Annotated in this window: 20 protein-coding genes; 16 read left to right on the plus strand and 4 right to left on the minus strand. The window is 58.7% G+C overall.

All coding sequences use genetic code 11. The annotated features are described in order from the left end of the window. The first annotated feature begins 17 nt into the window (after positions 1-17). Positions 18-872, plus strand: a complete 855-nt coding sequence (locus BM235_RS09705) for a sugar phosphate isomerase/epimerase family protein (RefSeq protein ID WP_090112078.1) — start codon at positions 18-20, stop codon at positions 870-872. A gap of 45 nt (positions 873-917) precedes the next feature. Next, positions 918-1,805: a sugar phosphate isomerase/epimerase family protein gene (locus BM235_RS09710; RefSeq protein WP_090112080.1), complete on the plus strand. Its 888-nt coding sequence runs from the start codon at positions 918-920 to the stop codon at positions 1,803-1,805. Here the strand turns inward: BM235_RS09710 and BM235_RS09715 are convergent. Genes BM235_RS09715 through BM235_RS09730 form a run of 4 tightly spaced genes read right to left on the minus strand, consistent with a single transcriptional unit; the run spans position 1,759 to position 5,961 of the window. Beyond that, positions 1,759-2,877, minus strand: coding sequence for a GerAB/ArcD/ProY family transporter (locus BM235_RS09715; protein WP_090112082.1), 1,119 nt, complete (start codon positions 2,875-2,877; stop codon positions 1,759-1,761). The genes BM235_RS09710 and BM235_RS09715 overlap by 47 nt on opposite strands. Positions 2,878-2,901: 24 nt before the next feature. After that, positions 2,902-3,129: a hypothetical protein gene (locus BM235_RS09720; protein ID WP_090112084.1), complete on the minus strand. Its 228-nt coding sequence runs from the start codon at positions 3,127-3,129 to the stop codon at positions 2,902-2,904. Between the two features lies 1 nt (position 3,130). After that, positions 3,131-4,342 carry a Ger(x)C family spore germination protein gene (locus BM235_RS09725; RefSeq protein WP_090112088.1) on the minus strand — a complete coding sequence of 404 codons (1,212 nt, stop codon included), beginning with the start codon at positions 4,340-4,342 and terminating at the stop codon, positions 3,131-3,133. A 32-nt stretch (positions 4,343-4,374) separates the two neighbouring features. Beyond that, positions 4,375-5,961, minus strand: a complete 1,587-nt coding sequence (locus tag BM235_RS09730) for a spore germination protein (protein WP_090112090.1) — start codon at positions 5,959-5,961, stop codon at positions 4,375-4,377. Positions 5,962-6,130: 169 nt separating this feature from the next. Here BM235_RS09730 and BM235_RS09735 point away from each other — a divergent pair, with 169 nt between their 5' ends. From BM235_RS09735 to BM235_RS09800, 14 genes are all read left to right on the plus strand, one after another. Continuing rightward, positions 6,131-7,246 (plus strand): ABC transporter ATP-binding protein, encoded by a 1,116-nt coding sequence (locus BM235_RS09735; protein WP_090112091.1) that lies wholly within the window; start codon positions 6,131-6,133, stop codon positions 7,244-7,246. Beyond that, a complete protein-coding gene (locus BM235_RS09740; protein ID WP_090112093.1) occupies positions 7,236-8,042 on the plus strand; it encodes an ABC transporter permease in 807 nt (268 codons plus the stop codon). Before BM235_RS09735 ends, BM235_RS09740 begins: the two co-directional genes overlap by 11 nt. Further along, entirely contained in the window at positions 8,039-8,842 is an 804-nt protein-coding gene (locus BM235_RS09745; RefSeq protein ID WP_090112095.1) for an ABC transporter permease, read from the plus strand. Before BM235_RS09740 ends, BM235_RS09745 begins: the two co-directional genes overlap by 4 nt. After that, entirely contained in the window at positions 8,839-9,912 is a 1,074-nt protein-coding gene (locus BM235_RS09750) for an ABC transporter substrate-binding protein (RefSeq protein ID WP_090112097.1), read from the plus strand. Before BM235_RS09745 ends, BM235_RS09750 begins: the two co-directional genes overlap by 4 nt. 47 nt (positions 9,913-9,959) lie before the next feature. Beyond that, positions 9,960-10,934, plus strand: a complete 975-nt coding sequence (gene msrB, locus BM235_RS09755) for a peptide-methionine (R)-S-oxide reductase MsrB (RefSeq protein ID WP_369803493.1) — start codon at positions 9,960-9,962, stop codon at positions 10,932-10,934. A 157-nt stretch (positions 10,935-11,091) separates the two neighbouring features. Then, the gene (locus tag BM235_RS09760) at positions 11,092-11,793 is read left to right on the plus strand and encodes a response regulator transcription factor (protein ID WP_090112099.1); all 702 of its coding nucleotides are present in this window, start codon (positions 11,092-11,094) and stop codon (positions 11,791-11,793) included. Beyond that, positions 11,783-12,865: a sensor histidine kinase gene (locus BM235_RS09765; protein ID WP_255374267.1), complete on the plus strand. Its 1,083-nt coding sequence runs from the start codon at positions 11,783-11,785 to the stop codon at positions 12,863-12,865. Before BM235_RS09760 ends, BM235_RS09765 begins: the two co-directional genes overlap by 11 nt. Before the next feature lie 276 nt (positions 12,866-13,141). Then, positions 13,142-14,227: a Gfo/Idh/MocA family oxidoreductase gene (locus BM235_RS09770; protein ID WP_090112110.1), complete on the plus strand. Its 1,086-nt coding sequence runs from the start codon at positions 13,142-13,144 to the stop codon at positions 14,225-14,227. Further along, complete coding sequence (locus tag BM235_RS09775) at positions 14,224-15,336, plus strand: SGNH/GDSL hydrolase family protein (RefSeq protein ID WP_090112112.1); 1,113 nt, start codon at positions 14,224-14,226, stop codon at positions 15,334-15,336. Before BM235_RS09770 ends, BM235_RS09775 begins: the two co-directional genes overlap by 4 nt. Before the next feature lie 66 nt (positions 15,337-15,402). Further along, on the plus strand, positions 15,403-17,811 hold the full coding sequence (locus BM235_RS09780) for a hypothetical protein (protein ID WP_143106658.1): 2,409 nt from the start codon (positions 15,403-15,405) through the stop codon (positions 17,809-17,811). Between the two features lie 43 nt (positions 17,812-17,854). Then, entirely contained in the window at positions 17,855-18,619 is a 765-nt protein-coding gene (locus BM235_RS09785; protein WP_090112116.1) for a sugar phosphate isomerase/epimerase family protein, read from the plus strand. A 116-nt stretch (positions 18,620-18,735) separates the two neighbouring features. Continuing rightward, on the plus strand, positions 18,736-21,072 hold the full coding sequence (locus BM235_RS09790) for an AraC family transcriptional regulator (protein WP_158543717.1): 2,337 nt from the start codon (positions 18,736-18,738) through the stop codon (positions 21,070-21,072). A gap of 781 nt (positions 21,073-21,853) precedes the next feature. Beyond that, on the plus strand, positions 21,854-22,756 hold the full coding sequence (locus tag BM235_RS09795; RefSeq protein ID WP_255374268.1) for an ABC transporter permease: 903 nt from the start codon (positions 21,854-21,856) through the stop codon (positions 22,754-22,756). 11 nt (positions 22,757-22,767) lie between these two features. Next, positions 22,768-23,676 carry a carbohydrate ABC transporter permease gene (locus tag BM235_RS09800; RefSeq protein WP_255374269.1) on the plus strand — a complete coding sequence of 303 codons (909 nt, stop codon included), beginning with the start codon at positions 22,768-22,770 and terminating at the stop codon, positions 23,674-23,676. Positions 23,677-23,721: the final 45 nt, after the last annotated feature.

The following is a 23,721-nucleotide window of genomic DNA, read 5'->3' on the forward strand; positions in this document are numbered from 1 at the left end:
ATGAAGGAGCGAATGAAATGAAGCTTGGACTCAGCACGTATAGTTTGTACCGCGCGATCGAATCGGGCGAGTTGACGGTGACGGGCGCGATCGACTGGATGGCGGAGCAGGGCTGCGAGCACGTCGAGATCGTGCCGATCGGCTTCGACATCCGGACGCCCGGATTGATCGACGAGATCGTCAGCCGCGCCGCGGCCGCGGGGCTCGAGATCTCGAACTACGCGGTGGGCGCGAACTTCGCGGTCGACGAAGACGAAGCGTACGAAGCGGAGATCGAGCGCGTCAAGGGCGAGGTCGATATCGCGCGCGCGCTCGGCGTGAAGAAGATGCGGCATGACGTCGCGTCCCGCCAAGGCGCGTCGGTGGGCCAATTCTGGCGCGAGCTGCCGAGACTCGCGGATGCTTGCCGCCGCGTCGCGGAATATGCGGCATCGGTCGGCGTCGTGACGAGCGTGGAAAATCACGGCTACTACATGCAGTCGAGCGAGCGGGTGCTGGGCCTGCTGGCGGAGACGAATCATCCGAACTTCCGCCTCACGCTCGACGTCGGCAACTTCATGTGCCTGGACGAGGATCCGGCGGCGGCCGTCCGGCGGTCGATCGGCGAAGCTTCCATCGTGCACCTGAAGGACTTTTACCTGCGGCGCGGCGACCAAGATCCGGGCGAAGGCTGGTTTAAGACGGCGGCCGGCAACTACCTGCGCGGCTCGATCTTCGGCCAGGGCGACATCGACGTGCGCGAGGTGCTGCGCGTCGTGAAGGCGTCCGGCTACGACGGCTATCTGTCGCTGGAGTTCGAGGGCATGGAAGAGTGCAAGCAGGGCTCGCGCATCGGTCTCGCCAACGCGCGGCGCATCTGGTCGGAAGTATAGGCTCGAAGGGTAAGGCAACTTGAAAGAGAAAGGGGACATACACGCATGGTGCAAATCGCGAATCCGATCGGCGTCATCGTCGACAGCTTCCGGGTCGGCGTGCGCGCCGGGCTGCTGAAGGCGAAGGAAATCGGCGCCGAGGGCGTGCAGATCTACGCGGTGGAAGGCGAGATGGATCCGGACAAGCTGGATGCGGCTGCGAGAACGGAGCTGCGCGCGTACGTAGACTCGCTCGGCCTGCGCATCTCCGCGCTGGTCGGGGATCTTGCCGGACATGGCTTCCAGGATCGGCGCGAGAACGGCTGGAAGGTCGAGAAGTCCAAGCGGATCCTCGACCTGGCGCTGGACCTCGGCACGAACGTGGTGACGACGCATATCGGCATCGTGCCCGAGGACGAGACGAGCGACGTGTACGCCGCGATGCACGATGCGGTCGAGGAGCTTGGCCGCTACGCGAGCGAGCGGGGCGCCTTTTTCGCGATCGAGACCGGTCCCGAGACTTCGGCGCGTCTGAAGGGTTTCCTCGACAAGATGAGCACGAAGGGCGTTTCGGTTAATTTCGATCCGGCCAACATGGTCATGGTGACCGGCGACGATCCGGTGCAGGGCGTCTATAACCTGCGCGAGTATATCGTGCATACGCACGCCAAGGACGGCATCAGACTTCAGGAGACCGATCCTCGCAACATCTACGGCGCGCTCGGCTACGAAGCGATGTCGCACGAGAAGCTGGCGGAGCAGGGCGAGTCGGGCGAATACTTCCGCGAGGTGCCGCTCGGCGAGGGCGGCGTGGATTGGCCCGCCTACCTGCAGGCGCTGCAGGATATCGGCTACGAGGGCTTCCTGACGATCGAGCGCGAGGTCGGCGCGAGTCCGGAGCGCGATATCAAGCTGGCGGTCGACTTTTTGAAGCAGTATCGCCGGTCGAACTGATCAAGGAAGCCGCCCATACGAGCAGGGGCAGCAAGAAACCGGTCGTCAAAGCATAAAAGGGCCATATCTCGGAAGCGAAGATTCTGAAGTAGACGATATTCGGATAAACCACGATCGACACCATGAGCACGATCATGGCGCATGGCACGATCAGGGGACGGTACGAATTCATTTTGAGCAGCTGTGCCAATCCTAACAGCGAGGCGTAAAAGCACAGCACGAGCTTGAAAAAAATCGTCAAAAACCAGATGATCGCGACCAAGACTTCGATTCGCTGCAGAAATTCGCCGACTTGAATTTTCTTGGCCAAGGTGTAGCTGGGAAAGGTATGTCTGGACGTGAAATCCCAGCCAAGGACGAAGACGCATAGCATGGTAATCAAAACGAGGACGGTGCCGCCGATCAATGCCCCTTTGATCATGGCGGCCCCTCTTCGATCCGGCTTGCCGACGTAAGGATAAATCATCAGAAAGACGACCAACTCCAAATAGGGAATGCTGATCACGGACAGACTTCCGCGAACGATCGTTTTTACGCCCGATTCGAACACGGGCTGGATGCGGTCCATTTCGATTTGCGGAAAAAGAAAGACGATTAGAAAGAAGAGAAGCATCAGCACCCACGGCAGAAAGATTTCCGCCGATCGGGCGATGACTTCCAAACCCAAGCCGACGCCCATCGCGATCGCGATCAGCAAGATGAAGTGCACGGATTCAATCGGAGTCTCCGGCATCACGATGGTCGTAATGAAGTCGCCCACGTTGCGAAGAACGAGCGCGGACAAGAGCAAAAAGAAAGAAAAGAACAGCAGCCCGACGATTTTTCCGACCCATTTACCAAGCAGGCGTTCGGTATACTCGATAAGGGTCAGATCGGGATGCCGAGACCCGAGCGCGTTGTAAAAAGCCAGAAGCGGGATGCCGGCGGCAACGCCGACGATGGCGGAAATCCAACCGTCCTGCATCGCCGCGGCGGTCAGCGCGGACGGTACGATCAGAATCGCGCTTCCCAGGCTGAAGAGCAAGGTTAAAATCGAAAATTGACGCGCGTTGATTTTTCCCTTTTCGATCATCCGCGGACCTCTCCTTTCGTCTTCCTAAGATAGCGCGGACAAGATGAACTTGCTCGCGGGCTTATACACGGCGCCGATCCAATCCAAGGGGTCCGGAATCGGCACGTGCGCGCTTCTGAGGATAAATAAAGTCGCGGCAAAACCGAGCAAGCACGCGGAGATGGACAGATCTTTGAACTGTTTTCGGCGATAGAGCCTGACATATTCGAAGCGGACGACGCAGGCAGCCGCGGCAAGCACGATCCAGACCAATTCAGGAATCCTCCATTCGTTCAAGAAACGATTCGACCACGGAGCCTGTACGGCGAATCTTCGCGTTAACGGTGACGTGGACGGGAAGATGAACGAATTCTTCGTCCCAGCGGTCCTTCAGCCGACTCCAAGTCCTGAAGTCCGCGCGATGAATGGCCGCTCCGAATCCGAAGATGTCCGACTTGTAATCTTTAGCCCGCGCGATTGTCGCTTCCATGCTTTCCTCGATCGCATCGCTTAGTTCTTTCTCCAGGCGGGGAATCGCGCGAGGCGTATTCAAGTTCATCGCGCACTCCACTTCGCCGATATTTCCCTCCGCGTTCAACCGCACGTCGATCTCGGGCTTTCCGTCTCTGATTTTCCCTTTGATGCGATGGCTCGTACGGATGAGTTCTACCGCGAGCTCGCCGCCTTTCGGACAAGGGAGCCGGACAATGGTGCTTTTGAGGCTGCCCCGAATGTAGTTGTAGCCTTTGCTTTGTTCGTCGTCCAGCCAGCCGACGAGTTTGTCTTTGCGGAACACGGCAAGGCCATGATACTTCAGCGTGGCGGGCGGGCGGACCGTTTGCAGATTCGCGTCCGTTCCTCCGATATTTTCGTTTCCTTCGATGACGATACCGGCCAACACGGGGTCTTTTCCTTTATCGACTAGGTCGTAGATCAATTGATGCAGATCGACCCGGGCGGTGATTCCCCAATTGCGCTGGGAAGCTTGGAGGGAAGAGAACATTTTGTCCGTCGGAATCTTCTCGAGCGGCGTCAACACCTGGAGGATCTCGCTCGCCGTTCGTTCGCGGGCTACGATGATATAAAAATCGGTTCTCAATTCATGGTCTCTGGATAGACCGTCCAGGAGCTTCGCGATTCCTGCCCGCGCCAAGTCTTCTCCGATGACGAGAATGCGCAGATGGGACGAATAAATTTTTCTGGGCGTGGTGGTCGTTAAAGCGCGAATCGATTCGAATAGCGTATTTCCGGTGGCCTGCTGAACCGTCACGACCGGCACCCGCCCCCCGCCTCCTTGTTTGTCGGCGATCTCGCCGGCGTTAACCAATTGTACGGACACGCGGTACCGGTCTCCGCGCGCGTCGAATCCGAAGGCGGTGGCGATCGAGAGCTCATTCAATTCTTTTCGATTCCAGCATCCCGGCAAAGCCAGGAGCGCCGCGGCCAGAAGCAGCAGCTTCAACCCCTTGTTCAGCGTGGTGTTCATGCCGGCATCGCACCTCCGATCGTTAAGTCGCGTCAAGGAGCCGGTTTCCGCGGCGGTCGATCCTTTTCCCGCACGAGATTGCCGTCGCTGGAATAGCGCGGACGGGTGAGCATCGCCCAACGCGGGAATCGAAAAATATTGTCCTTCTGATCTTCGACGATAAAAGGGGCGAACGGCGCCATGTAGGGAACGCCGAACGAACGCAAGCTGCATAAATGCAACACCATGACGATGGCGCCTACGAGAATGCCGTACAGGCCGAAAGAGGCGGCGAGAATCATGAACGGGAATCGGATCATACGGATCGATATTCCCATGTTGTAGGAAGGGATAACGAAATTCGAAATGGCCGTAATGGACACGACGATGACCATCGCGGGTCCCACCAGTCCGGCTTCCACCGCGGATTGCCCGATGACGAGCGCCCCGACGATGGATACGGCTTGACCGACCGTCCTCGGCATCCGTACGCCGGCTTCCCGGAGGATTTCGAACGTAATCTCCATCAGGAGCGCTTCTACGAACGCCGGAAAAGGGATGCCTTCCCGCGCCGCGATGACGCTAAGGAGCAGCGGAGTCGGAATCATCTCCTGGTGGAACGTCGTCACGGCGATGTAAGCGGCAGGTCCGAATAAGGCGATGAACAAGCACACGTAGCGCAGGATGCGAAGCAAGCTGCTGATATCCGCGCGCTGATAATAATCCTCCGGCGTCTGGAGAAAATGCGTAAACAAAGCCGGAACGACGAGGACGAAAGGGGTGCCGTCCACCAAAATGGCAATGCGGCCTTCAAGCAGCCCGCCGGCTACCGCGTCGGGCCGCTCCGTATTGAATATGGTCGGGAAAGGGGTATAGGTCTCGTCTTGAATCAGTTCTTCGATATAACCGCTCTCGAGAATCGAATCGATCCGAATCCGATCCAGCCGCATCCTGACTTCGTTAACGGTTTTGTCGTTTGCGATGCCCTTGATATACATGATCGCGACATCGGTCTTGGTGACTTCGCCGATCCGCCTGGTCTCCATCCACAGGTTGGGATTTTTGATTTTCCGCCGAACGAGCGCCGTGTTCGTCCGCAGCGTCTCCGCGAATCCTTCGCGTGGTCCTCTCAGCACGGCCTGCGAAGCAGGCTCCGATATGTTTCTATCCTTGGCGGCGCCGGTGCCGGCGGCGATCGCTTCGGACGCGCCGTTCAACAAGATGCAGGTATCTCCGGATAATATCGCGTGATAGAGCGTGCTGAGATCGGAGACGCCGTTGATCTGGCCGATCTTCAACAGATACTGGCGAATGAGCTGCACAGGCTCGACGTCTTCGGCGGATTGCAGGATCTCCTGCATGTCGCCGCTGTCCGCGAGCAGAGATTCCAGGAGCTCTTTGGGATCCGCCAGTCCGTCTATATATACGATCGCAGCCGGGTGCGGACGGCGGTTCATCATGATCGCGAATCTTCGAATCACGAGATCCGCGCTGCCGCCGAGCGCGTTTTTTACGGTCCGCAGGGTATCGTCGAGACTGCGGGACAAGGGAGCGGGCGGCTTGCCGCCGTCGCCCGCCGGTCTACGGGAACCGAGCCCCTTTTTAAGCAGCTTTTTGATCGGGTATAAGAAAGAGACCATGCGCACCGCCCGTTAGATGTTTTTACTAATATCTCCACAATCTTTTTTTTAAAACGCGATTAGATCCGCTGTCCGCGGCTTGCCGGATGATGGCTCCGGGGGTTGCGATTCCGAAGGAAAAGGAGATAATAAGAGAATCGAAAGGGTTCGCATAGATGGGAGAGTCGGAATGGGCGCAAGCGCAGAGCAGCCGATCATCCGCTTCGAGCGGGTGAGCAAACGGTACGAGGACGGGGAGACCGTCCTGAAGGAAGTGAGCTTCGAGATCCGGCGGGGGCAATTCTATACGCTGCTCGGGCCGTCGGGCTGCGGCAAGACGACGATTCTGCGGCTCATCGCGGGGTTTCAGGAGCCGTCCGCGGGCGAGATTTATTTTGACGGGAAAGTGATCAACCGCGTGCCCGCCAACGAGCGGCAGGTGAACACGGTGTTCCAGGATTACGCGCTGTTCCCGCACCTCGACGTGTTCGAGAACGTCGCGTTCGGTTTGCGCATCAAGCGCATGAAGCAGGCGGACGTCGAAGCCAAGGTGCTCGAGGCGCTTCGCTTCGTCAACCTGAAGGGCTACGAGAAGCGGCAGATCACCGAGCTGTCCGGCGGCCAGCGGCAGCGGGTGGCGATCGCGCGCGCGATCGTGAACGAGCCGCAAGTGCTGCTGCTGGACGAGCCGCTGTCGGCGCTCGACCTCAAGCTGCGCACCGAGATGCAGTACGAGCTGCGCGAGCTGCAGCGGCGGCTGGGCATCACGTTCATCTTCGTCACGCACGACCAGGAGGAAGCGCTGGCGATGTCGGACGAGATCTTCGTCATGAAGGAAGGCACGATCCAGCAGAGCGGCACGCCGACGGACATCTACGACGAGCCGATCAACCGCTTCGTGGCGGACTTCATCGGGGAGTCGAATATCGTGGCGGGCCAGATGGTGCGCGACTACGAAGTCCGCTTCGCGGGACGCACGTTCGAATGCGTGGACGGCGGCTTCCGGCCGGACGAGCCGGTGGAGATCGTCATCCGTCCCGAGGATCTCGAGATTACGCCGCCTGAAGCCGGCAAGCTGGTCGTGAAGGTCGACTCGCAGCTGTTCCGCGGGGTTCACTACGAGATCATCGGCTACGACGACGCGGGCAACGAATGGATGGTGCATTCGACGAAGCGCGCGACGGTCGGGGACCGGGTCGGACTCGGCTTCGATCCGGAGGCGATCCACGTCATGCGCTTCGGCGAGACCGAGGAAGAGTTCGACCGGCGGCTGCTCGCGTATGAGGAGAGCGCCAATGAACGCTAAGCGCAACGTCTACCTGGCGCCGTACCTGGCCTGGATGGCGCTGTTCATCGTCATTCCGATCGCCCTTATCGTCTACGATTCCTTCTTCGACATCGACGGCGGCTTCACGTTCGGCAACTACGAGAAGTTTCTGACGCCGATTTATTTGAAAATGACGGTCAGCTCGATCTGGTACGCCTTCCTGATCACGGCGTTCTCGCTGCTGATCGCCTACCCGGCCGCCTACGCGCTCACCAAGATGAAGCATAAGCAGCTGTGGCTGCTGCTGCTCATCCTGCCGAGCTGGGTCAATCTGCTGCTGAAGGTGTATGCCTTCCTCGGCATCTTCGGCACGTACGGCTTCGTCAACGGCGCCCTAGAGGCGCTCGGAATCGGCCGCCAGCAGATCCTGTTTACCGACTTCAGCTTCGTGTTCGTGTCCGTGTACATTTTTATCCCGTTCATGATCCTGCCGGTCTACAATGCGCTCGAGGACCTGAATCCGTCGCTCGTATTCGCGGCGCGGGATCTGGGGGCGTCCGGCTGGACGACGTTCCGCAAGGTCGTCTTCCCGCTGACGACGGACGGCGTCAAGGCAGGCTGCCAGGCCGTGTTCATCCCCGCGCTGTCGCTGTTTATGATCACGCGGCTCGTCGCGGGCAACCGGGTCATCACGCTCGGCACCGCGATCGAGCAGCATTTTCTGGTCACGCAGGACTGGGGAATGGGTGCGGCCATCGCCGTGTTCCTGATCATCGCCATGGTCGTCATCATGCTGCTGACCGGGACCGGCCAGGCGGGGAGGGTGAGACGATGAGGGCGGCAAAACGCTGGCAGTCGGCCTATCTGATCGTCGTGTTCGCGGTGCTGTACGCGCCGATCGCTTACATGATTTTTTACTCGTTCAACAGCGGCGGCACGATGCACGGATTTGAAGGCTTTACGCTCGAATATTACGGCGAAGTGTTCCAGGACGCGCGCCTGCTCATCATCGTGCTGAACACGGTCGTCATCGCGCTGCTGTCGTCGACGATCTCGACGATTCTCGGCGTGGTCGGGGCGCTTGCCATCATGCGGACGCGGACGAGGCGCTCGCGCAACGCGCTGCTGTCGATGAACAACGTGCTCATCGTCAGCCCGGACGTCATCATCGGCGCGTCGCTGCTCGTCATGTTCACGATGGCCGGCATCCGACTCGGCTTCACGTCCGTACTGCTGTCGCACATCGCGTTCAGCGTGCCGATCGTCGTGCTCATGGTGCTGCCCAAGCTGCAGGAGATGAGCCCGACGCTCATCGACGCGGCGCGCGACCTGGGCGCGACCGGCTGGCAGGTGCTGTTGCGGGTCGTCGTGCCGTTTATCAAGCCGGGTATCTTCGCCGGATTTTTCATGGCGCTGACGTACTCGCTCGACGACTTCGCGGTCACCTTTTTCGTCACCGGCAACGGCTTTTCCACGCTGTCCGTCGAGATCTACTCGCGCGCGCGGCAGGGCGTCTCCCTGTCGATCAACGCGCTGTCGGCGCTCATCTTCCTGTTCACGCTGCTCATCGTGCTCGGCTACTACGTGATGAACCGCCGCAGCGCGAAGCGCCTCGGAACGGGGGTGCCGAGATGAACAGCCTGGTCCGGACGTTCATCGCCGTCCTCGTCATCGCGGGCGGCCTGCTATTCGCGATCAACAGGCTCAATTCTTCGCAGGGTTACTCGGGCGCGGATACGCTGACCGTGTACAACTGGGGCGATTATATCGATCCCGATCTGCTGGACAAATTCAAGGAAGAAACGGGCATCAAGGTCATCTACCAGACGTTCGACTCGAACGAGGCGATGATGACCAAGATCGAGCAGGGCGGCACGACGTTCGACATCGCCGTTCCGTCCGACTACGCCATCGGCAAAATGCGCGAGGAAAACCTGCTGCTGCCGATCGACCATGCCAAGCTGCCGAATCTTGCCAATATCGATCCCCGTTTCCTGGACCAGTCGTTCGATCCGGGCAACGTCTACTCGATCCCCTACTTCTGGGGAACAGTAGGCATCGTGTACAATCCGGAGCTGGTCGGCGACCTGACGTTCGACAGCTGGGACGATCTGTGGGACCCGTCGCTTCGCAACAATATCCTGCTCGTCGACAGCGCGCGCGAGGTCATCGGGATGGGGCTCAACAGCCTGGGCTATTCACTGAACGATACGAATGAGACACATCTGCAGGAGGCGCTCGCCAAACTCAAGAAGCTGACGCCGAACGTGAAGGCGCTCGTCGGGGACGAGATCAAGATGCTGCTCGCGGGCGAAGAGGCGGCGGTCGGCCTCGTCTGGTCGGGGGACGCTTCGGAGATCATGGACGAGAACGACAAGCTCGACTACGTCATTCCGAAGGACGGCTCGAACCTGTGGTTCGACAACATGGTCATCCCGAAGACGGCCCGCAACCTGGATGGCGCGCTCAAGTTCATGAACTTCATGCTCGACCCGGAAAACGCGGCGCAGAACGCCGAATACGTCGGTTACGCGACCCCGAACGCCAAGGCCATCCCGGTCCTGCCGGCGGAGATTGCTGAGGACAAGCGGTTCTATCCGGAGCCCGCATTGACGGACAAGCTTGAAGTATACGATAATTTGGGCAAGCGGATGCTCGCCCACTACAACGAGCTGTTCCTCGAATTTAAAATGCACAAAAAGTAAAGAATTGGGTATAAAAAGAAACGCGGAACCCTACGCGGAAGGAGCGGATGATCGATATGAGCGAAAAGTTGGAAAAAGCGACGTTTGCAGGAGGCTGCTTCTGGTGCATGGTGACGCCGTTCGACGAGCTCCCGGGCATTCACGGGATCGTATCCGGCTATACGGGCGGCCATATGCCGAACCCGACCTACGAGCAGGTGTGCTCGGAAACGACGGGACATCAGGAGGCCGTGCAAATCACGTTCGATCCGGATCTATTCCCGTATCGCAAGCTGCTCGGCATCTATTGGCAATCGGTGGACCCGACGGACGGCGGCGGCCAGTTTTTCGACCGCGGGGAGTCTTATCGTCCGGTCATTTTCTACCATAACGAGGAGCAGCGGCAAGCTGCCGAGGAGACGAAGGCCGAGCTGGACGCCAGCGGGCGCTTCGACAAGCCGATCGCGGTGACGATCGAGCCCGCCTCCGAATTTTACCCGGCCGAGGACTACCACCAGGATTACCATAAGAAAAATCCGCTCCGGTACAAGATGTACCGCAAGGGCTCCGGCCGCGACGCCTACATCAAGCGGCACTGGAACACGGACAAGGATAAGGAGGCGCTGCGGTCGCGCCTCACGCCGCTGCAGTTCGAGGTGACGCAGAACAACGCGACGGAGCATCCGTTCCGCAACGAGTTCTGGGACAATCACCGCGAGGGGCTGTACGTGGACATCGTGTCCGGCGTGCCGCTCTTCAGCTCGAAGGACAAGTTCGATTCCGGCTGCGGCTGGCCGAGCTTCGCGAAGCCGCTCGAGTCGGGCGGCGTCCGCGAGGAAGAGGACCTCACGCACGGCATGGTCCGCACGGAGGTGCGCAGCCGCGAGGCGGACTCGCACCTCGGCCACGTGTTCAACGACGGCCCGCGCGAGCTTGGCGGCCTGCGCTATTGCATTAATTCCGCCGCGCTGCGCTTCATTCCCGTCGAGGACCTCGAGAAAGAGGGCTACGGGCGGTACAAGAGCGTGTTCGGCCAAGCGTGATCCGCTGTCTGCGCATGATCGGGACCGTTAAGCAGTTTTCGCTGCCTAACGGTTCTTTTGTTTAGAAAAACTTTATAAATCCTTCAGCTAAATTACAAGCTTGAGCGACGGGGCTTTTTTTATACTAGAAGCTAAACGGATAAAAGGGGAATGCCGGATGAATGCCGCTCAAATTCTGATCGCGGACGACGACCGGGAGATCGCGGACCTGATCGCCATCTATCTGCTGAACGAGGGCTATCGCGTGCTGAAGGCGGCGGACGGCCGCGAAGCGCTGTCGCTGATCCGGTCGGAATCGGTCCAGCTCGTCATCCTCGACGTGATGATGCCGGAGATGGACGGGCTCGAGGTTTGCCGCGCGGTGCGCGCCGACGACGCGGTGCCGATCTTGATGCTTAGCGCGAAGGCCGAGGACATGGACAAGATCATGGGGCTCATGACCGGGGCCGACGACTATATGGTCAAGCCGTTTAACCCGCTGGAGCTCGTCGCCCGGGTCAAGTCGCTGCTCCGCCGGTCGTTCGGATTGAACGCCAGGCTGCGGCAGAGCCGCGAGGACGACGATATCCAGATCCAGTCGCTTCGAATCAACAAGAATACCCACACCGTCATGGCAGAGGACAAGCATATCAATCTGACCTCGACGGAGTTCGATATTTTGCATCTGCTGGCCAGCCACCCGGGGCAAGTGTTCAGCGCCGAGGCGATCTTCGAGGCGGTCTGGAAGGACAAGTTCCTGGAGTCCAACAACACCGTCATGGTGCACATCAGCAATCTGCGGGACAAGCTGGAGCACGCGCTGGACGGCGCCAAGCCGATCCGGACGGTGTGGGGAGTAGGTTATAAAATTGAACCCTAACCCGCTGTTCGGGCTGCGCTTCAAGCTGCTGATCCTGGTCGCGCTCAGTCTCGGGTTCGCGGGCGGTACTGCGATGCTGCTGTACGTCCTTGCCGTCCAATTCGATATTACGATCCTGAATGCGCTGGCATGGTGGTTTTACGAACGCTTTGGCAGGTCGATCACGCTCGCGTTGGCGATTCTCGCGCTGTTTATCGTCTATTTGTTCGTCTTCAGCCATGGCACCATCCGTTATCTGCTGCGGATCACGCAAGGGGTGGGCGAGATCGCCGAAGGTAAATTCGACAGCCGCATCCCCGTCCGGACGGGCGACGAGCTCGGCGTGCTGGCGGATCGCATCAACCGCATGAGCGAGCAGCTTAAGCGCTCTATCGAGGAAGAACGGCGGACGGAGCGGGCCAAGACGGAGCTCGTTACCAACGTCTCCCACGATCTGCGAACGCCGCTCACCTCGATCGTCGGCTATCTGGGACTGATCGAGCAGGACCGCTATCGCGACGAGGTCGAGCTGCGCCACTACACGGGCATCGCTTACGACAAGGCGCTGCGGCTGCAGGGACTGATCAACGACCTGTTCGAATATACCCGCACGAGCGGCGGGATGCCGCTCCGGCTCGCGCCGCTTAACCTGGTCGAGATGCTGGGGCAGCTGGCCGTTCAGTTCCGGCTTCAATTCGAGCAGGCGGGGGTCGAAGGCGCTGCGACGTTCGCGGAGAAGGAGCTGACCGTGGCGGCGGACGGCGACAAGCTGGTACGGGTGTTCGAAAATCTGATCGACAACGCGATCCGTTACGGCAGGGATGGCGGCAGGATCGACATTCGGGCGCGGCGAGAAGGAACGGAGGCGGTGGCGGAGATCGTGAATTACGGCGAGCCGCTGCCAGCCTCGGCAATCCCGCTGCTGTTCGACCGTTTTTACCGGCTGGAGCAGTCCCGTTCGCGGCATACCGGCGGATCGGGCCTCGGGCTCGCGATCGCCAAAAACATCGTCGAGCTGCACGGCGGCTCGATCGCGGCTTCCAGCGGCGAGGGGGGCACGATTTTTGCGGTTCGGCTGCCCTTGATGAGGTAGGTGCAAAGTGAAGGATTAGGTTGGTACTAGCAGCGCCGGGTCGAAGTTGACCCGGCGTTTTTTCGGTTCCGGAAAAGCGCCGTTCACAAGGCTTTGTTTTCGGTTGATTGCTCCTTTTGACTCCGATAAGCGCCGAATTGAACGAATCGACGCAAATTGAAGTGTACATGAACGCGGGAGGAGGCTAAATTAAGGCTGCAGCGGTCGCATAAGCATCGCTCCCCGTCGTCCTCGGGACGCGGGACGCGCAGCATTCGTTACAAAGGAGATTGCAGGATGAAGAAGCTGAAAGTCGGGATTATCGGCGTTGGAGAGATCGCCCAAATCATTCATTTACCGATCTTGCAATCGCTGCCCGAGCTGTACGAGATCGTCGCCTTATGCGATATCTCTCAGCGGCTGTTAGACGTAATGGGGGAGAAGCACAGCGTGAAAAACTTGTACACAAACGCTTCGGATATGCTCGACCAAACCGGGTTGGATGCCGTATTCGTACTGAACAACATGGAGTATCATACGGAATGCACGGTCGCGGCGCTCCAAAGGAATCTTCATGTATTCGTGGAAAAACCCATGTGCGTAACCGAAGCGGAAGCTCGCGACATCATCCGGGCGCGGAACGCGTCGAGTGCGCAGGTGATGGTCGGCTATATGCGAAGGTTCGCGCCGGCTTACCTGCGCGCGCTGGAGGAGGTACGGGCACTGGGTCAGATCAATTATGCGCGCGTACGCGACATGATCGGGCCGAACGCGTACTTCACCGGTCAGTCGGGCATTCATGTATACCGGTTCGGCGATATTCCCGCCGAAGCCGTCAAGGATCGCAAGGAGAGAAATACAAGGCTGATGCAGGAAGCGATCGGCGAAGCCTCCAATGAAGACTATGCCGCGTACGGTCTGCTTCTTGGCTTGAACAGCCACGATATATCCGCGATGCGCGAGATGCTCGGCATGCCGATACGCGTGAAGGCGGCTTCTTCCCGGCAAGGCGGCAGATTCAAGAATGCCATCCTGGAATACGACGGCTTCGATGTCATGTTCGAGACCGGCGTGGACCAGCAGGGACGTTTTGATGCCCATATTGAAGTGTACGGCGAGCGCCGATCGGTTCTGGTTCAGTACGATACGCCGTATTTGCGCCAATTGCCGACGACGCTGCGGATTCGGGATACGATCGGGGATGCGCTGGAGGAGACGGTCGTCCGCCCGACGTACAAGGACGCATATACGTGCGAGCTCGAATACTTCCATGAGGTTGTCGCGAATGGCTTGGCTCCGAAAACGACGCCGGAGGACTATCTGCAGGATCTGACGATTATCAAAATGATCGCGGATGCGGTCCGGCGAGGTGCGGAGCGATGAGAGAGACGGGGGCGCGCGACGCCCGGCAGATGGATTCGAATATGAGAATCGGCGGGGGCGTCGCGCCGGACCTGGACTGGCTGGCCGTACCCGGCGCGCCCTTCCGCGTGACCGGATTGCCATGGCTGGAACAGGACGGCGTCTTCCGGAGGCTGCCGGTCCGGCCGAGCCATGCGATCCGTCCGGAAGTGGACCGGCTGGCGAATTTTACGACAGGGGTGCAGGTCCGGTTCAGGACGGATTCCCCGAGGCTGTACGTGCGGGCGAAGCTGGCGGACAAGTACAGCATGTACCAGCTGGCGGCGACGGGCCAATGCGGGATCGATTGTTATATCGGCGGGCTTGGCGATCAAAAATACATCAACACGACGCGCTTCGACTTCACCCAAACCGAGTATGTCTCCGTCCTGTTCGATGCTCTTCCGCGCGAACTGCGGGACATAACGCTCAATCTGCCTCTGTATCAAGGCGTGGAAGCGTTGTGGATCGGCGTTGAACCCGCTTCGAAGATGGCCGAATTCCCGGGCTTCCCCACTGACAAAAAGGTGCTGCTCTATGGCACCTCGATTACGCACGGCGCCTGCGCGACCCGTCCCGGCATGGCCTACCCTAATATTTTAAGCCGGATGTTCCCGCTTGAATTCGTCAATCTCGGTTTTTCCGGCAATGCGCAGGGAGAGCCCGAGCTCGCCCATCTCATCAGTCAGATCGCGTCTCCGGCCATGCTCGTTCTGGACTACGAGGCGAATACGCCGAGTACGGAGCGGCTAAGGGAATCGCTGCCTGAATTCATCCGGATTTACCGCAGCCGCCATCCCGCAGTGCCGATTCTCGTACTGTCGCAGATTCGCTTGGCTATGGAGTCGTTCGACGTCGCCGTGGCTTCCCGCCGCGACGAGCGCAGGCGGATTCAGCGAGAAGAGGTCGAGCGGCGCCGGCTGGCGGGAGACGGTCACATTCATTTTGTCGACGGCACGGATCTGCTCGGAGAGGCGGATCAGGACTGTACGACGGACGGCATCCACCCTTCGGATCTGGGTTACGACCGCATCGCAAGCAGACTTCGGCCCGTACTGGCCGGGCTGCTCCATCCAATCGTTGAAGCATAAAAGGAAGGGGCTGCTGTTATGAGCCGGTCCGAGACAATCAAGAGACTCCGGCGGGTTACGCTCGAAATGAGCTTAAAGCCATTCACAAGCATGGCGCTGCCGGCGATCGAAGCGGTATGCGAAGAAGCGATCCGTCAATGGCTGCCGCTGATCGACATGGCGGACGGCTGCTCGGTGCTGCTATGGGTTGCCGACGGCAGCGAGATTTTGGAGTGGGACGGCAACGGGGAGCGCGCGATCGAGTGGGGGCGCTATATCGGCTTTGCGAACGAGGACCGGTTCGGGCATATCCAACCGAACGATCCCCGGATCGCCAAGCTTTACCGGCCCGACGCCTGCGAGATTACGTACGATAACTTGCGGACGATCGTGGCGGCGTTCAAGCGGATCGCCCGCGACCGGTTCGGCGTCTCGATGGAAGTGGGCGCCACCTTCGACGCCGGGCCCGAGTTCGCCTACTCCGACTTTAAGTATACGCGGCATCCGGAGATCAACCGCGCGAAGCTGGGGGGCAAGGAGATCGCGCTCAAGGCCGATTATACGGTCGTCTGCACGTGGTCGGAGCTTTGCGGGGATTCGGTCGCCTATGCCGCCTATCCGGACGGCATTCCCGAAGGCACCCCGTTCGGCGAATTTCTCGGCCGGCAATGCGCGAGCTTCCTCCCCGCGCTCGGGTTCGACTATATTTGGTTCTCGAACGGCTTCGGGTTTTCCTATTTTCCTTGGACGTACCTGGGAGCGAACTACGACGGCACGTCGATGCCGACGGCGGACTACCGCGAACTGGCGGACCAAACGCTGTCGTTCTGGGAACATTTCAAGCGGGAATGCCCGGGTTATCGCACGGAAGTACGTGGCACCAACTTCGGAACGGGGATGGATCTGGCCAAGGACTTCATTCCGCTGCAGGAGATGTACCGCAGAAATTATATCGAGCTGCCGCCTCCGAATTCGCCGTGGGGCGCGCTCAACTTCGATTTCGGCCTGGAGATCGCGTCCTATATGTCCCGCATCGCGGTATTGCCGGGCGAGACCTACCCTTATCGCTTCTATCCGAACGATCCCTGGTTCTGGCAAAATCCCTGGTGGGATCTGTACGACCGGGAGCCGCACGACATTTATTGCCCCATGTCGGTCGCCCGGATGAATAGCGACGGCGAGCTGGAGAATCCGGGCATCGTCGAGCTGCTGACGATCGATACGGAGAAAGGCGAACTGAACGCGGATTGTCCGGCGGAGGTCATTCCCCACTTGCGCAGGGCGATCAAGGACTATCCCGATCAAGCCGGCATTCTCGCCTGGCTGTATCCGTTCAGCGAGTACCATGCCTCCGTCGAGCGATCGGCGGAAGCCGCCAAGTCGATCTTCTTCGAGGAATGGTTCGTGCGCAACGCGGTGAACGAGGGAATGCCGCTCAATACGGTACTCAGCACGGACGACTTGGCGGCGATGCAGGACGGGGCGCTGGGAAAGCTGCGGGATACGATCTTATGGACGCCGGCCTCCTGGCTGACGGGGGCGAACGCCGCAAGCCTGGCCGCTTTCATCCGGGAGGGCGGCAGAGCGATCGTTTACGGCAGCGTCGTAGACCCGGAGCTCCAGCAGCTGCTGAATCTCCGGCAGGATGCGGGAATCCAGGGCGAGATCGCGCTCTCCTGCGCGCTGCCGCAGGATCGATTGTCCGAGACGACCGAGTCGACCGCCGTTTTCCTGCACGATCCGCAGATCGGCGGAGGCGCGCTAGGCGAGGTACTGAACGATGCGGACGATCCCGGCACGAAGGTATGCGCGACCGGCATTCAAGGCGATCAGGTGCGCGTCCTGGCGCTGACGCGTGAACTGCCGGCGTGGAACGGCGGCAAGATCGGATGGGTTCGCGGCTCCTTGCCCTTCGAATCGGGCGCCGTATCCCATCTGCCGAACCGGCAGCCCGAGCGGTTCAAGGACATCTCGGTGCTGGCAAGGCAGCTGCTTGCCGAGTTCGGGTATGAACTGCAGCAGGTCAAGCAGTCGGAAGCGGATAAGCCGGCGCTCTTGTTCGTGACGCGCAGCGACAATGGCTTTTGGTTTACGGGCTGCCGTCAGGACACGTCCGTGACCCTTCGCCTGCGCTTTCCCGAAGGGGTACCGGCGATTATCGGGCAGACGACGAGGGCGGGGGAAGGCGCCGCGCCTTATGCGCCGGACCGCACCTTCCACGACGAATGCCGCGTCTTCGTCAAGCAGCGCGAGACGACCTCCGTCTCCTGCCGGGAGCTCGCGCCGGGACCGACGCCGAAGAAGAGCTCGGAGCGGATGCTCTTCGTCGCCGGTCTGCGGGAAGCGCAGGTGACGATCTACCCGCCGCTGGCAAACCTTCGTGCAGGAAGCGTAGAAGTGCGGGGAGAGTCTGCGTATCTGGATCTTACGGACTGCATCCGGGGCGATCGGCTCGTGTTGACGAATATCAGCGGCGCGATCGAGATCACATGGTAGAACTGGTAGAGATAATAGATATAGCAGAGAAGGGGGAAATCGAGTGAAGCACAAGTTTGCGGTGCAGCTGTACACGCTGCGCAAGGAATGCGAGCGGGATTTTCCCGAGACGCTTCGAACGCTCGGCCAGATGGGCTGGGCCGGCGTTGAAACGGCCGGTTTGCACGGCCATGACGCAGCGGAGATCGCGGAGGTGCTGAGAGAAGCGGGACTGAAAACGGCGGGCATGCATATTTCCGTCGAGCGTCTGCGCGCCGAGCCGGACAGCGTCAAGGCGGAGGCGAGACAGCTCGGCACCAACCGGCTGATCTGCCCGTCCGTGCCGCATGAATGGCGCGACGAGCAGGGCTATATCCGGTTGCGCGAGGAATTGAACGCGGCTGCGCGCGAGCTGCGGGACGAGGGGTTCACGGTCGCGTTTCACAACCACGCCTTCGAATTCGAGACGCGCGTCGGAACGACGGACGCCCTGTCTTATCTGCTCGATCCTGCGGCGGACAACGCCATATTGGCCGAGATTGATGTATACTGGGTGAGCAAAGCCGGAAAAGACCCGGCCGCATTCGTGGCGCCGTATCGCGGTCGCATGCCGACGATGCACCTGAAGGACATGACCGCCGACGAACGCAGAACGTACGCCGAGATCGGAACGGGCCTGATCGACTTCGAGCCCTTGCTTCTATGGGGGGAGCGCAGCGGCGTGGAATGGTATGTCGTCGAGCAGGATATCTGCGAGGGCGACGCGCTGGACAGCGTGCGGATCAGCCTGGACAACCTGCATGCGCTGGCCGACAGGCTGGGCGTCTAGACCGTTATATTAGATCAAAAGCAAGGGGCTGGCGGATGCCGGTCCTCTTCGGCATTTGGCACGCAAGGCAGCGAAGACGATCACCCCTGCCTCGAAGAAGGAGAGGAGATTCCCGCATGAAGCGATTCGGGGCTAAGGCTTACTATATCAAAATGCTGCTATGGATCAGCATGGCGATTCTGCTCATCGTCGTCGTGCTGTCCGCCGTCGTCTACATCAACGCCCAGAAGCTGCTCGTCAAAAACGAGTATGCCTCCAATCAGAAAATACTGTATCAAGTCAAATACAATATGGAATTCATGGATCAGACGATAGCGAGCCTGTGCCAGTCGCTTTATTTGAACAGCGACGTAGCCGCGGTCATGTACGCCAGACAGGAGAATATGGTCGAGGTTGCCAACAGGCTGAACAAAGTCACCAGCTCCGTCACCTCGGCCAATCCGTATATTCATTCGCTCACGATCTACAACCGGAATCTGGATCAGACGTACAATGCGGGGAGACCTTTGTTTTTTGAAGACCGGCTGCTAGGCGAGCTGTACGATTCGGACCGGCTGCTGCCCAAGATGAAGCCGATTTTCCGCAACATTCAGAAGCTCGTGAACGGGAAGACCGAGCCTGAGTACGTATTCTCCTATATGATGTACGAGACATCGGCGAGCGATCAGAAGCCGGACGGCGTCATCGTGGTCAATGTCCGGTCCGAATGGCTGCTCGACAACATCGGCGAGATCAACATGATCGACAAGCGCAAGGGCGACAATATATTCATTATGGACCAGGCCGGCGAGTACCTGGACGACGGTACGGGCGACCGGGAGATCATGAAGTGGCTGAAAAGCGACTTTGCGGCCTACCAAGCCGCGCATCCCGACGCCGATTCGGAAGGTTTTTTTCAGCGCAAGCACGGGGGCAAGCCGTATTTGATCACGTATTCGAACGTCGACGGCGCCGGCATGACGCTGCTCAAGACGCAGCCGGTCCTTGAAGTTTATCAATCGATCGACAGACTCCGGACCAGCATTCTGCTCATTACGCTGATCGCTTTGCTGCTGGCGTTCGTCGTCTCCATCCTGATCTCCCGGACCATTTACCGGCCGATCGGCAATCTGGTGAACGCGGTGAAGCAGAACAGGCCGGGCAGAGCGGTCGAGGCCGAGGTCGGCGACGAGATCTCTTATTTGAATACCGTTTATCGGCAATCGATGGAGGAGTTGAATCTTTTTTACAAGGAAAAAGATCAGTACAAGGATGTCATGAAGCATTATTGGCTGAGCCGGCTGCTCGCCGAGCGCTTTTCGATCCCGGAGCCCGAGCTGGCTTCCTTGTTCAGGGAGATGAGGATCTCCTTGCCGCCATCGGGCGCGTATGCAGTCTGTTTATTGAAAATCGACAACTACAAGGAATTCCAGCAGTTTTTCTCCGCTCGGGACAAGGAAACGATCCGGTTCGCCCTGATCAATATCGCCTCGGAGATCGTGGCCGGCAAGTATGCGAACGAAGGCATCGACATGAAGGAAGATCATGTTCTGCTGATCGTGAGCGTACCGGAGGAGAGCCCGGACTGGCAATCCGGACTCGCAGCGCTGATGGCCGAGGCGCAGGACAATTTCTCCCGTTTTTTCAAGGTGACGTTCACCGCTTCGATCAGCGGCAAGGCCGAGGCGCTCGGCGGATTGCACGCGCAGTATACGCAAGCGATGGACCAGTCGATGTACCGTCTGCAGTTGGGCCATGGCTCCGTCATCACGCAGGAGCGCCTCCGGGGATGCGCCGACAACAAAAAAACGGGTTACTCCAAGGAATTGGAAGATTGGCTGATGGAGACGATCAAGTCGGGCAACGTCGCCGCGATGCGGGACGTGCTGGCGAACCTGTTCGAGGAGATGGCGGCGCTGAATTATCACAACGCCCTGATCTCGATTCTCCGCCTGGCGGATGCCGTGATCGAAGGGCTGGACAAGGCAAAGGTGACGGCAGCTCCCTCTCTGCAGAAGGCATCGATCGGCAGGCATATCCTGGAGAAGGAGACGATGGCCGAGATCGAGCGTATCGTCTGGAGCGGCTTGCAGGACTCGTTCAATAAGGAGACGGCCGAGGATGCCGAAGCGCTCAACTACTTTGTCGTGGACGCCGTGACGGAATACGTCCATCGCAATTATCAGGATCCCTCCCTGAGCCTGTCCTCGATCGCTTCGATGATGAAGATCTCCTCGCGAAGCTTAAGCAAGATCTACAAGGAAGCGACCCAGCTGTCGATCGCGGATCTGATCAACGGCGTGCGCCTGACCAAAGCGGCGGAGCTTCTGATTCAGGAAGACTTGAGCGTGTACGAGATCGTGCAGAAGGTGGGCATCACGAACGAGACGTATTTTTTCAGCCTCTTCAAGAAGAAATACAAGATGACCCCCAAGGAATACGCGCTGCAGCGCAACGCGAACCAGATCAACTAGTCATGGCGTCATTTGGAGTTCTACTGAAAAAAATCCGCTTGAAAAGCAAGGTACAGTCCCATGGGAAGCTCAGGGACCGTACCTTTTTTGCATGGCATTCAAAGCTTGCGGGACCGGTCGATGCCACGCCTCTATAAAAGAAATCCGATAAGATGGTCTTTGGGGAGATTAGAAAGTATGAATATGGGCGGCAATTGCGGAATGTTAAACGCGACACGCTTTCGGCGTACCGCGGCTTTATGGAGGGGGCGGGCTAAAAAACTGCATCTGTACATGTATTTTCTAACGGCTCGCGCCACTCGATGGAATGCCTGCTAATGTGCAGGTAAATGCAATGCGCAAGCAATAAATCCGGAAGGTGGAAGGAAATAACTGCATTTTTGCATCTATCCCATACAAAGGACGCGAAGTTGGCGAAAAAAGATGTATTTTTGCAGGCATTGCGGCGAAAGAACGACGCTGGCAGCGATACGCTGGTCCGTTGAAAGGCAGTCGAAGCCATCGTTAGGCGTTCCGCGCGCGGTTCTACAGCGACCACCGCACCTCCGCGACCACCGCACCTCCGCGACCACCGCACCTCCGCGACCACCGCACCTCCGCGACCACCATCTTGCACCGCATTCCTTTTGCTTGAGGCTTCGGGAAAACGCATATTGCTCCGATCGGAGGCTTCAACGCCGGTTTTTATAGGAAAATGCCGTTTTTAAAATATACATTCCCGCCTTCCGCGCCTAAAGTTGGCTTATCACGACAAGCAATGCGAAAAGGAAGTGCAGGACGCATGATCAGGGCGATCAAAAAGAACTTCGGATTATCGATGTTGGCGCTGCCGGGATTTCTGCTCATTATTCTCTTTAACTACGTGCCCCTGTACGGCATGCTGCTGCCCTTCAAGAGCTACCGCTACAATCTGGGCATCTGGAACAGCCCCTGGGTCGGCTTCGAAAATTTCGGCTTCCTGTTCAACGGGGACGTGCTCTACCGGGTGCTAAGGAATACGCTCCTCTACAATATGACCTTTATCGTGCTGGGCACCACGCTGTCGGTGACGATCGCGCTGCTGCTGTACGAGCTCAGCCGCAGATTCGTCAAAGCGTATCAGACCATTCTGTTTATCCCTTACTTTATCTCCTGGGTCGTGGCGGGATTCGCCTTCCGCTCGCTCTTCGATATGGATTACGGCGTGATCAACAGGCTCCTGGTCACCTTGGGCAAAGAACCGATCCTCTGGTACAGCGATCCCAAGTACTGGCCTTACATTCTAGTGGCAGCCGCCGTATGGAAGGGACTCGGATACGGTTCGGTCATCTACTACGCCGCGCTGATGGGAATCGATTCGGAGTATTACGACGCGGCCAAGATCGACGGGGCGAGCAAGTTCCGGCAGGCGATCTCGATCTCGGTGCCGATGATCAAGCCGATCGTCATCATGATGGTCATCCTGCAAATCGGCAGCATCTGCTACAGCGACTTCGGGCTGTTCTACAACGTGACGCTCAATTCGTCGCTGCTCTACAAGACGACGGATGTCATCGATACGTTCGTCTACCGGTCGCTGATCGACATGGGCGACATCGGGATGGCATCGGCGGCGGGCTTTTTCCAATCCATCGTCGGCTTCTGCCTCGTGCTCACGACCAATTATATCGTCAAAAAAATCAATCCGGAAAATTCTCTTTTTTAAGGAGTGCAGCCATGAACGGTTCCGTATCGGCCCTCAAGCGGAGTCAACCGACCGCCGGGAAAATGTTTATTCATCTCGTCTTTATCCTTTTGTGCGTGGCCAGCCTGTTTCCGTTTCTCGTCATCATCGGCACGTCGTTTCAGAGCGAGAACGACATCGTCAAATTCGGGTATTCCGTCATTCCGAAAAACTTCACGTTCGACGCTTACCGCGTCATCCTGCACGAGCCCAAGGTGCTGTTCCAATCTTACTTCGTCACGATCGCGACGACCGTCATCGGCTCGATCGTCGGGATGTGGGTCACGACGACGTACGCCTACGCCATCTCGCGCAAAGACTACCGCTTCCGGTCGTTCCTCGCCTTCTTCATCTTTTTTACGATGCTGTTCCACGGCGGGATGGTGCCTTCGTACATTCTGATGGTCAAGTGGCTGGGACTGAAGAACAACATCCTCGCGCTCATCTTGCCCTATCTGATCAGCGGCTGGTTCGTGCTGCTGATGAAGGGATTTCTCCAGACGATCCCGGAGGCGGTCATCGAATCGGCGAAGATCGACGGCGCCGGCGAGCTGCGCATCTTCGCGCAGATCGTCATTCCGATCTCCAAGCCGGCCTTGGCGACGTTGGGCTTGTTCTTCGCCCTCCAATATTGGAACGACTGGTGGCTGACGCTGCTCTACGTCGAGCATGACAACCTGATGAAGCTGCAATATTTGCTCATCCGCGTTTTGAAAAATATGGAGTACTTGAACTCTGCTGAAGCCATTCAATACGGACTCGTCAAACCGGGCATGCTCGTGCCTTCCTTAAGCGCAAGAATGGCGATGTGTATTTTGGCTGCCGGTCCGATGCTGCTCGTGTTCCCGCTTTTTCAGAAATATTTCGTGCAGGGCTTGACGGTAGGCTCGGTTAAAGGGTGATAATTACAGCCGTAGAAGATGGGATGCTACGGCTGCTGATTATAA

The organism is Cohnella sp. OV330 (assembly GCF_900112065.1).
In the GTDB taxonomy this organism is placed as follows: Bacteria; Bacillota; Bacilli; order Paenibacillales; family Paenibacillaceae; genus Cohnella.

Bases quoted from the DNA above. Each gene is read 5' to 3' on its own strand.
- BM235_RS09775 (WP_090112112.1), top strand. From the start codon at position 14,224: ATGAGAGAGACGGGGGCGCGCGACGCCCGGCAGATGGATTCGAATATG.
- BM235_RS09705 (WP_090112078.1), top strand. From the start codon at position 18: ATGAAGCTTGGACTCAGCACGTATAGTTTGTACCGCGCGATCGAATCG.
- BM235_RS09735 (WP_090112091.1), top strand. From the start codon at position 6,131: ATGGGCGCAAGCGCAGAGCAGCCGATCATCCGCTTCGAGCGGGTGAGC.
- BM235_RS09715 (WP_090112082.1), bottom strand. From the start codon at position 2,877: ATGATCGAAAAGGGAAAAATCAACGCGCGTCAATTTTCGATTTTAACC.
- BM235_RS09745 (WP_090112095.1), top strand. From the start codon at position 8,039: ATGAGGGCGGCAAAACGCTGGCAGTCGGCCTATCTGATCGTCGTGTTC.
- msrB (WP_369803493.1), top strand. From the start codon at position 9,960: ATGATCGATATGAGCGAAAAGTTGGAAAAAGCGACGTTTGCAGGAGGC.
- BM235_RS09800 (WP_255374269.1), top strand. From the start codon at position 22,768: ATGAACGGTTCCGTATCGGCCCTCAAGCGGAGTCAACCGACCGCCGGG.
- BM235_RS09795 (WP_255374268.1), top strand. From the start codon at position 21,854: ATGATCAGGGCGATCAAAAAGAACTTCGGATTATCGATGTTGGCGCTG.
- BM235_RS09740 (WP_090112093.1), top strand. From the start codon at position 7,236: ATGAACGCTAAGCGCAACGTCTACCTGGCGCCGTACCTGGCCTGGATG.
- BM235_RS09750 (WP_090112097.1), top strand. From the start codon at position 8,839: ATGAACAGCCTGGTCCGGACGTTCATCGCCGTCCTCGTCATCGCGGGC.
- BM235_RS09760 (WP_090112099.1), top strand. From the start codon at position 11,092: ATGAATGCCGCTCAAATTCTGATCGCGGACGACGACCGGGAGATCGCG.
- BM235_RS09790 (WP_158543717.1), top strand. From the start codon at position 18,736: ATGAAGCGATTCGGGGCTAAGGCTTACTATATCAAAATGCTGCTATGG.
- BM235_RS09710 (WP_090112080.1), top strand. From the start codon at position 918: ATGGTGCAAATCGCGAATCCGATCGGCGTCATCGTCGACAGCTTCCGG.
- BM235_RS09780 (WP_143106658.1), top strand. From the start codon at position 15,403: ATGAGCTTAAAGCCATTCACAAGCATGGCGCTGCCGGCGATCGAAGCG.
- BM235_RS09770 (WP_090112110.1), top strand. From the start codon at position 13,142: ATGAAGAAGCTGAAAGTCGGGATTATCGGCGTTGGAGAGATCGCCCAA.
- BM235_RS09730 (WP_090112090.1), bottom strand. From the start codon at position 5,961: ATGGTCTCTTTCTTATACCCGATCAAAAAGCTGCTTAAAAAGGGGCTC.
- BM235_RS09725 (WP_090112088.1), bottom strand. From the start codon at position 4,342: ATGAACACCACGCTGAACAAGGGGTTGAAGCTGCTGCTTCTGGCCGCG.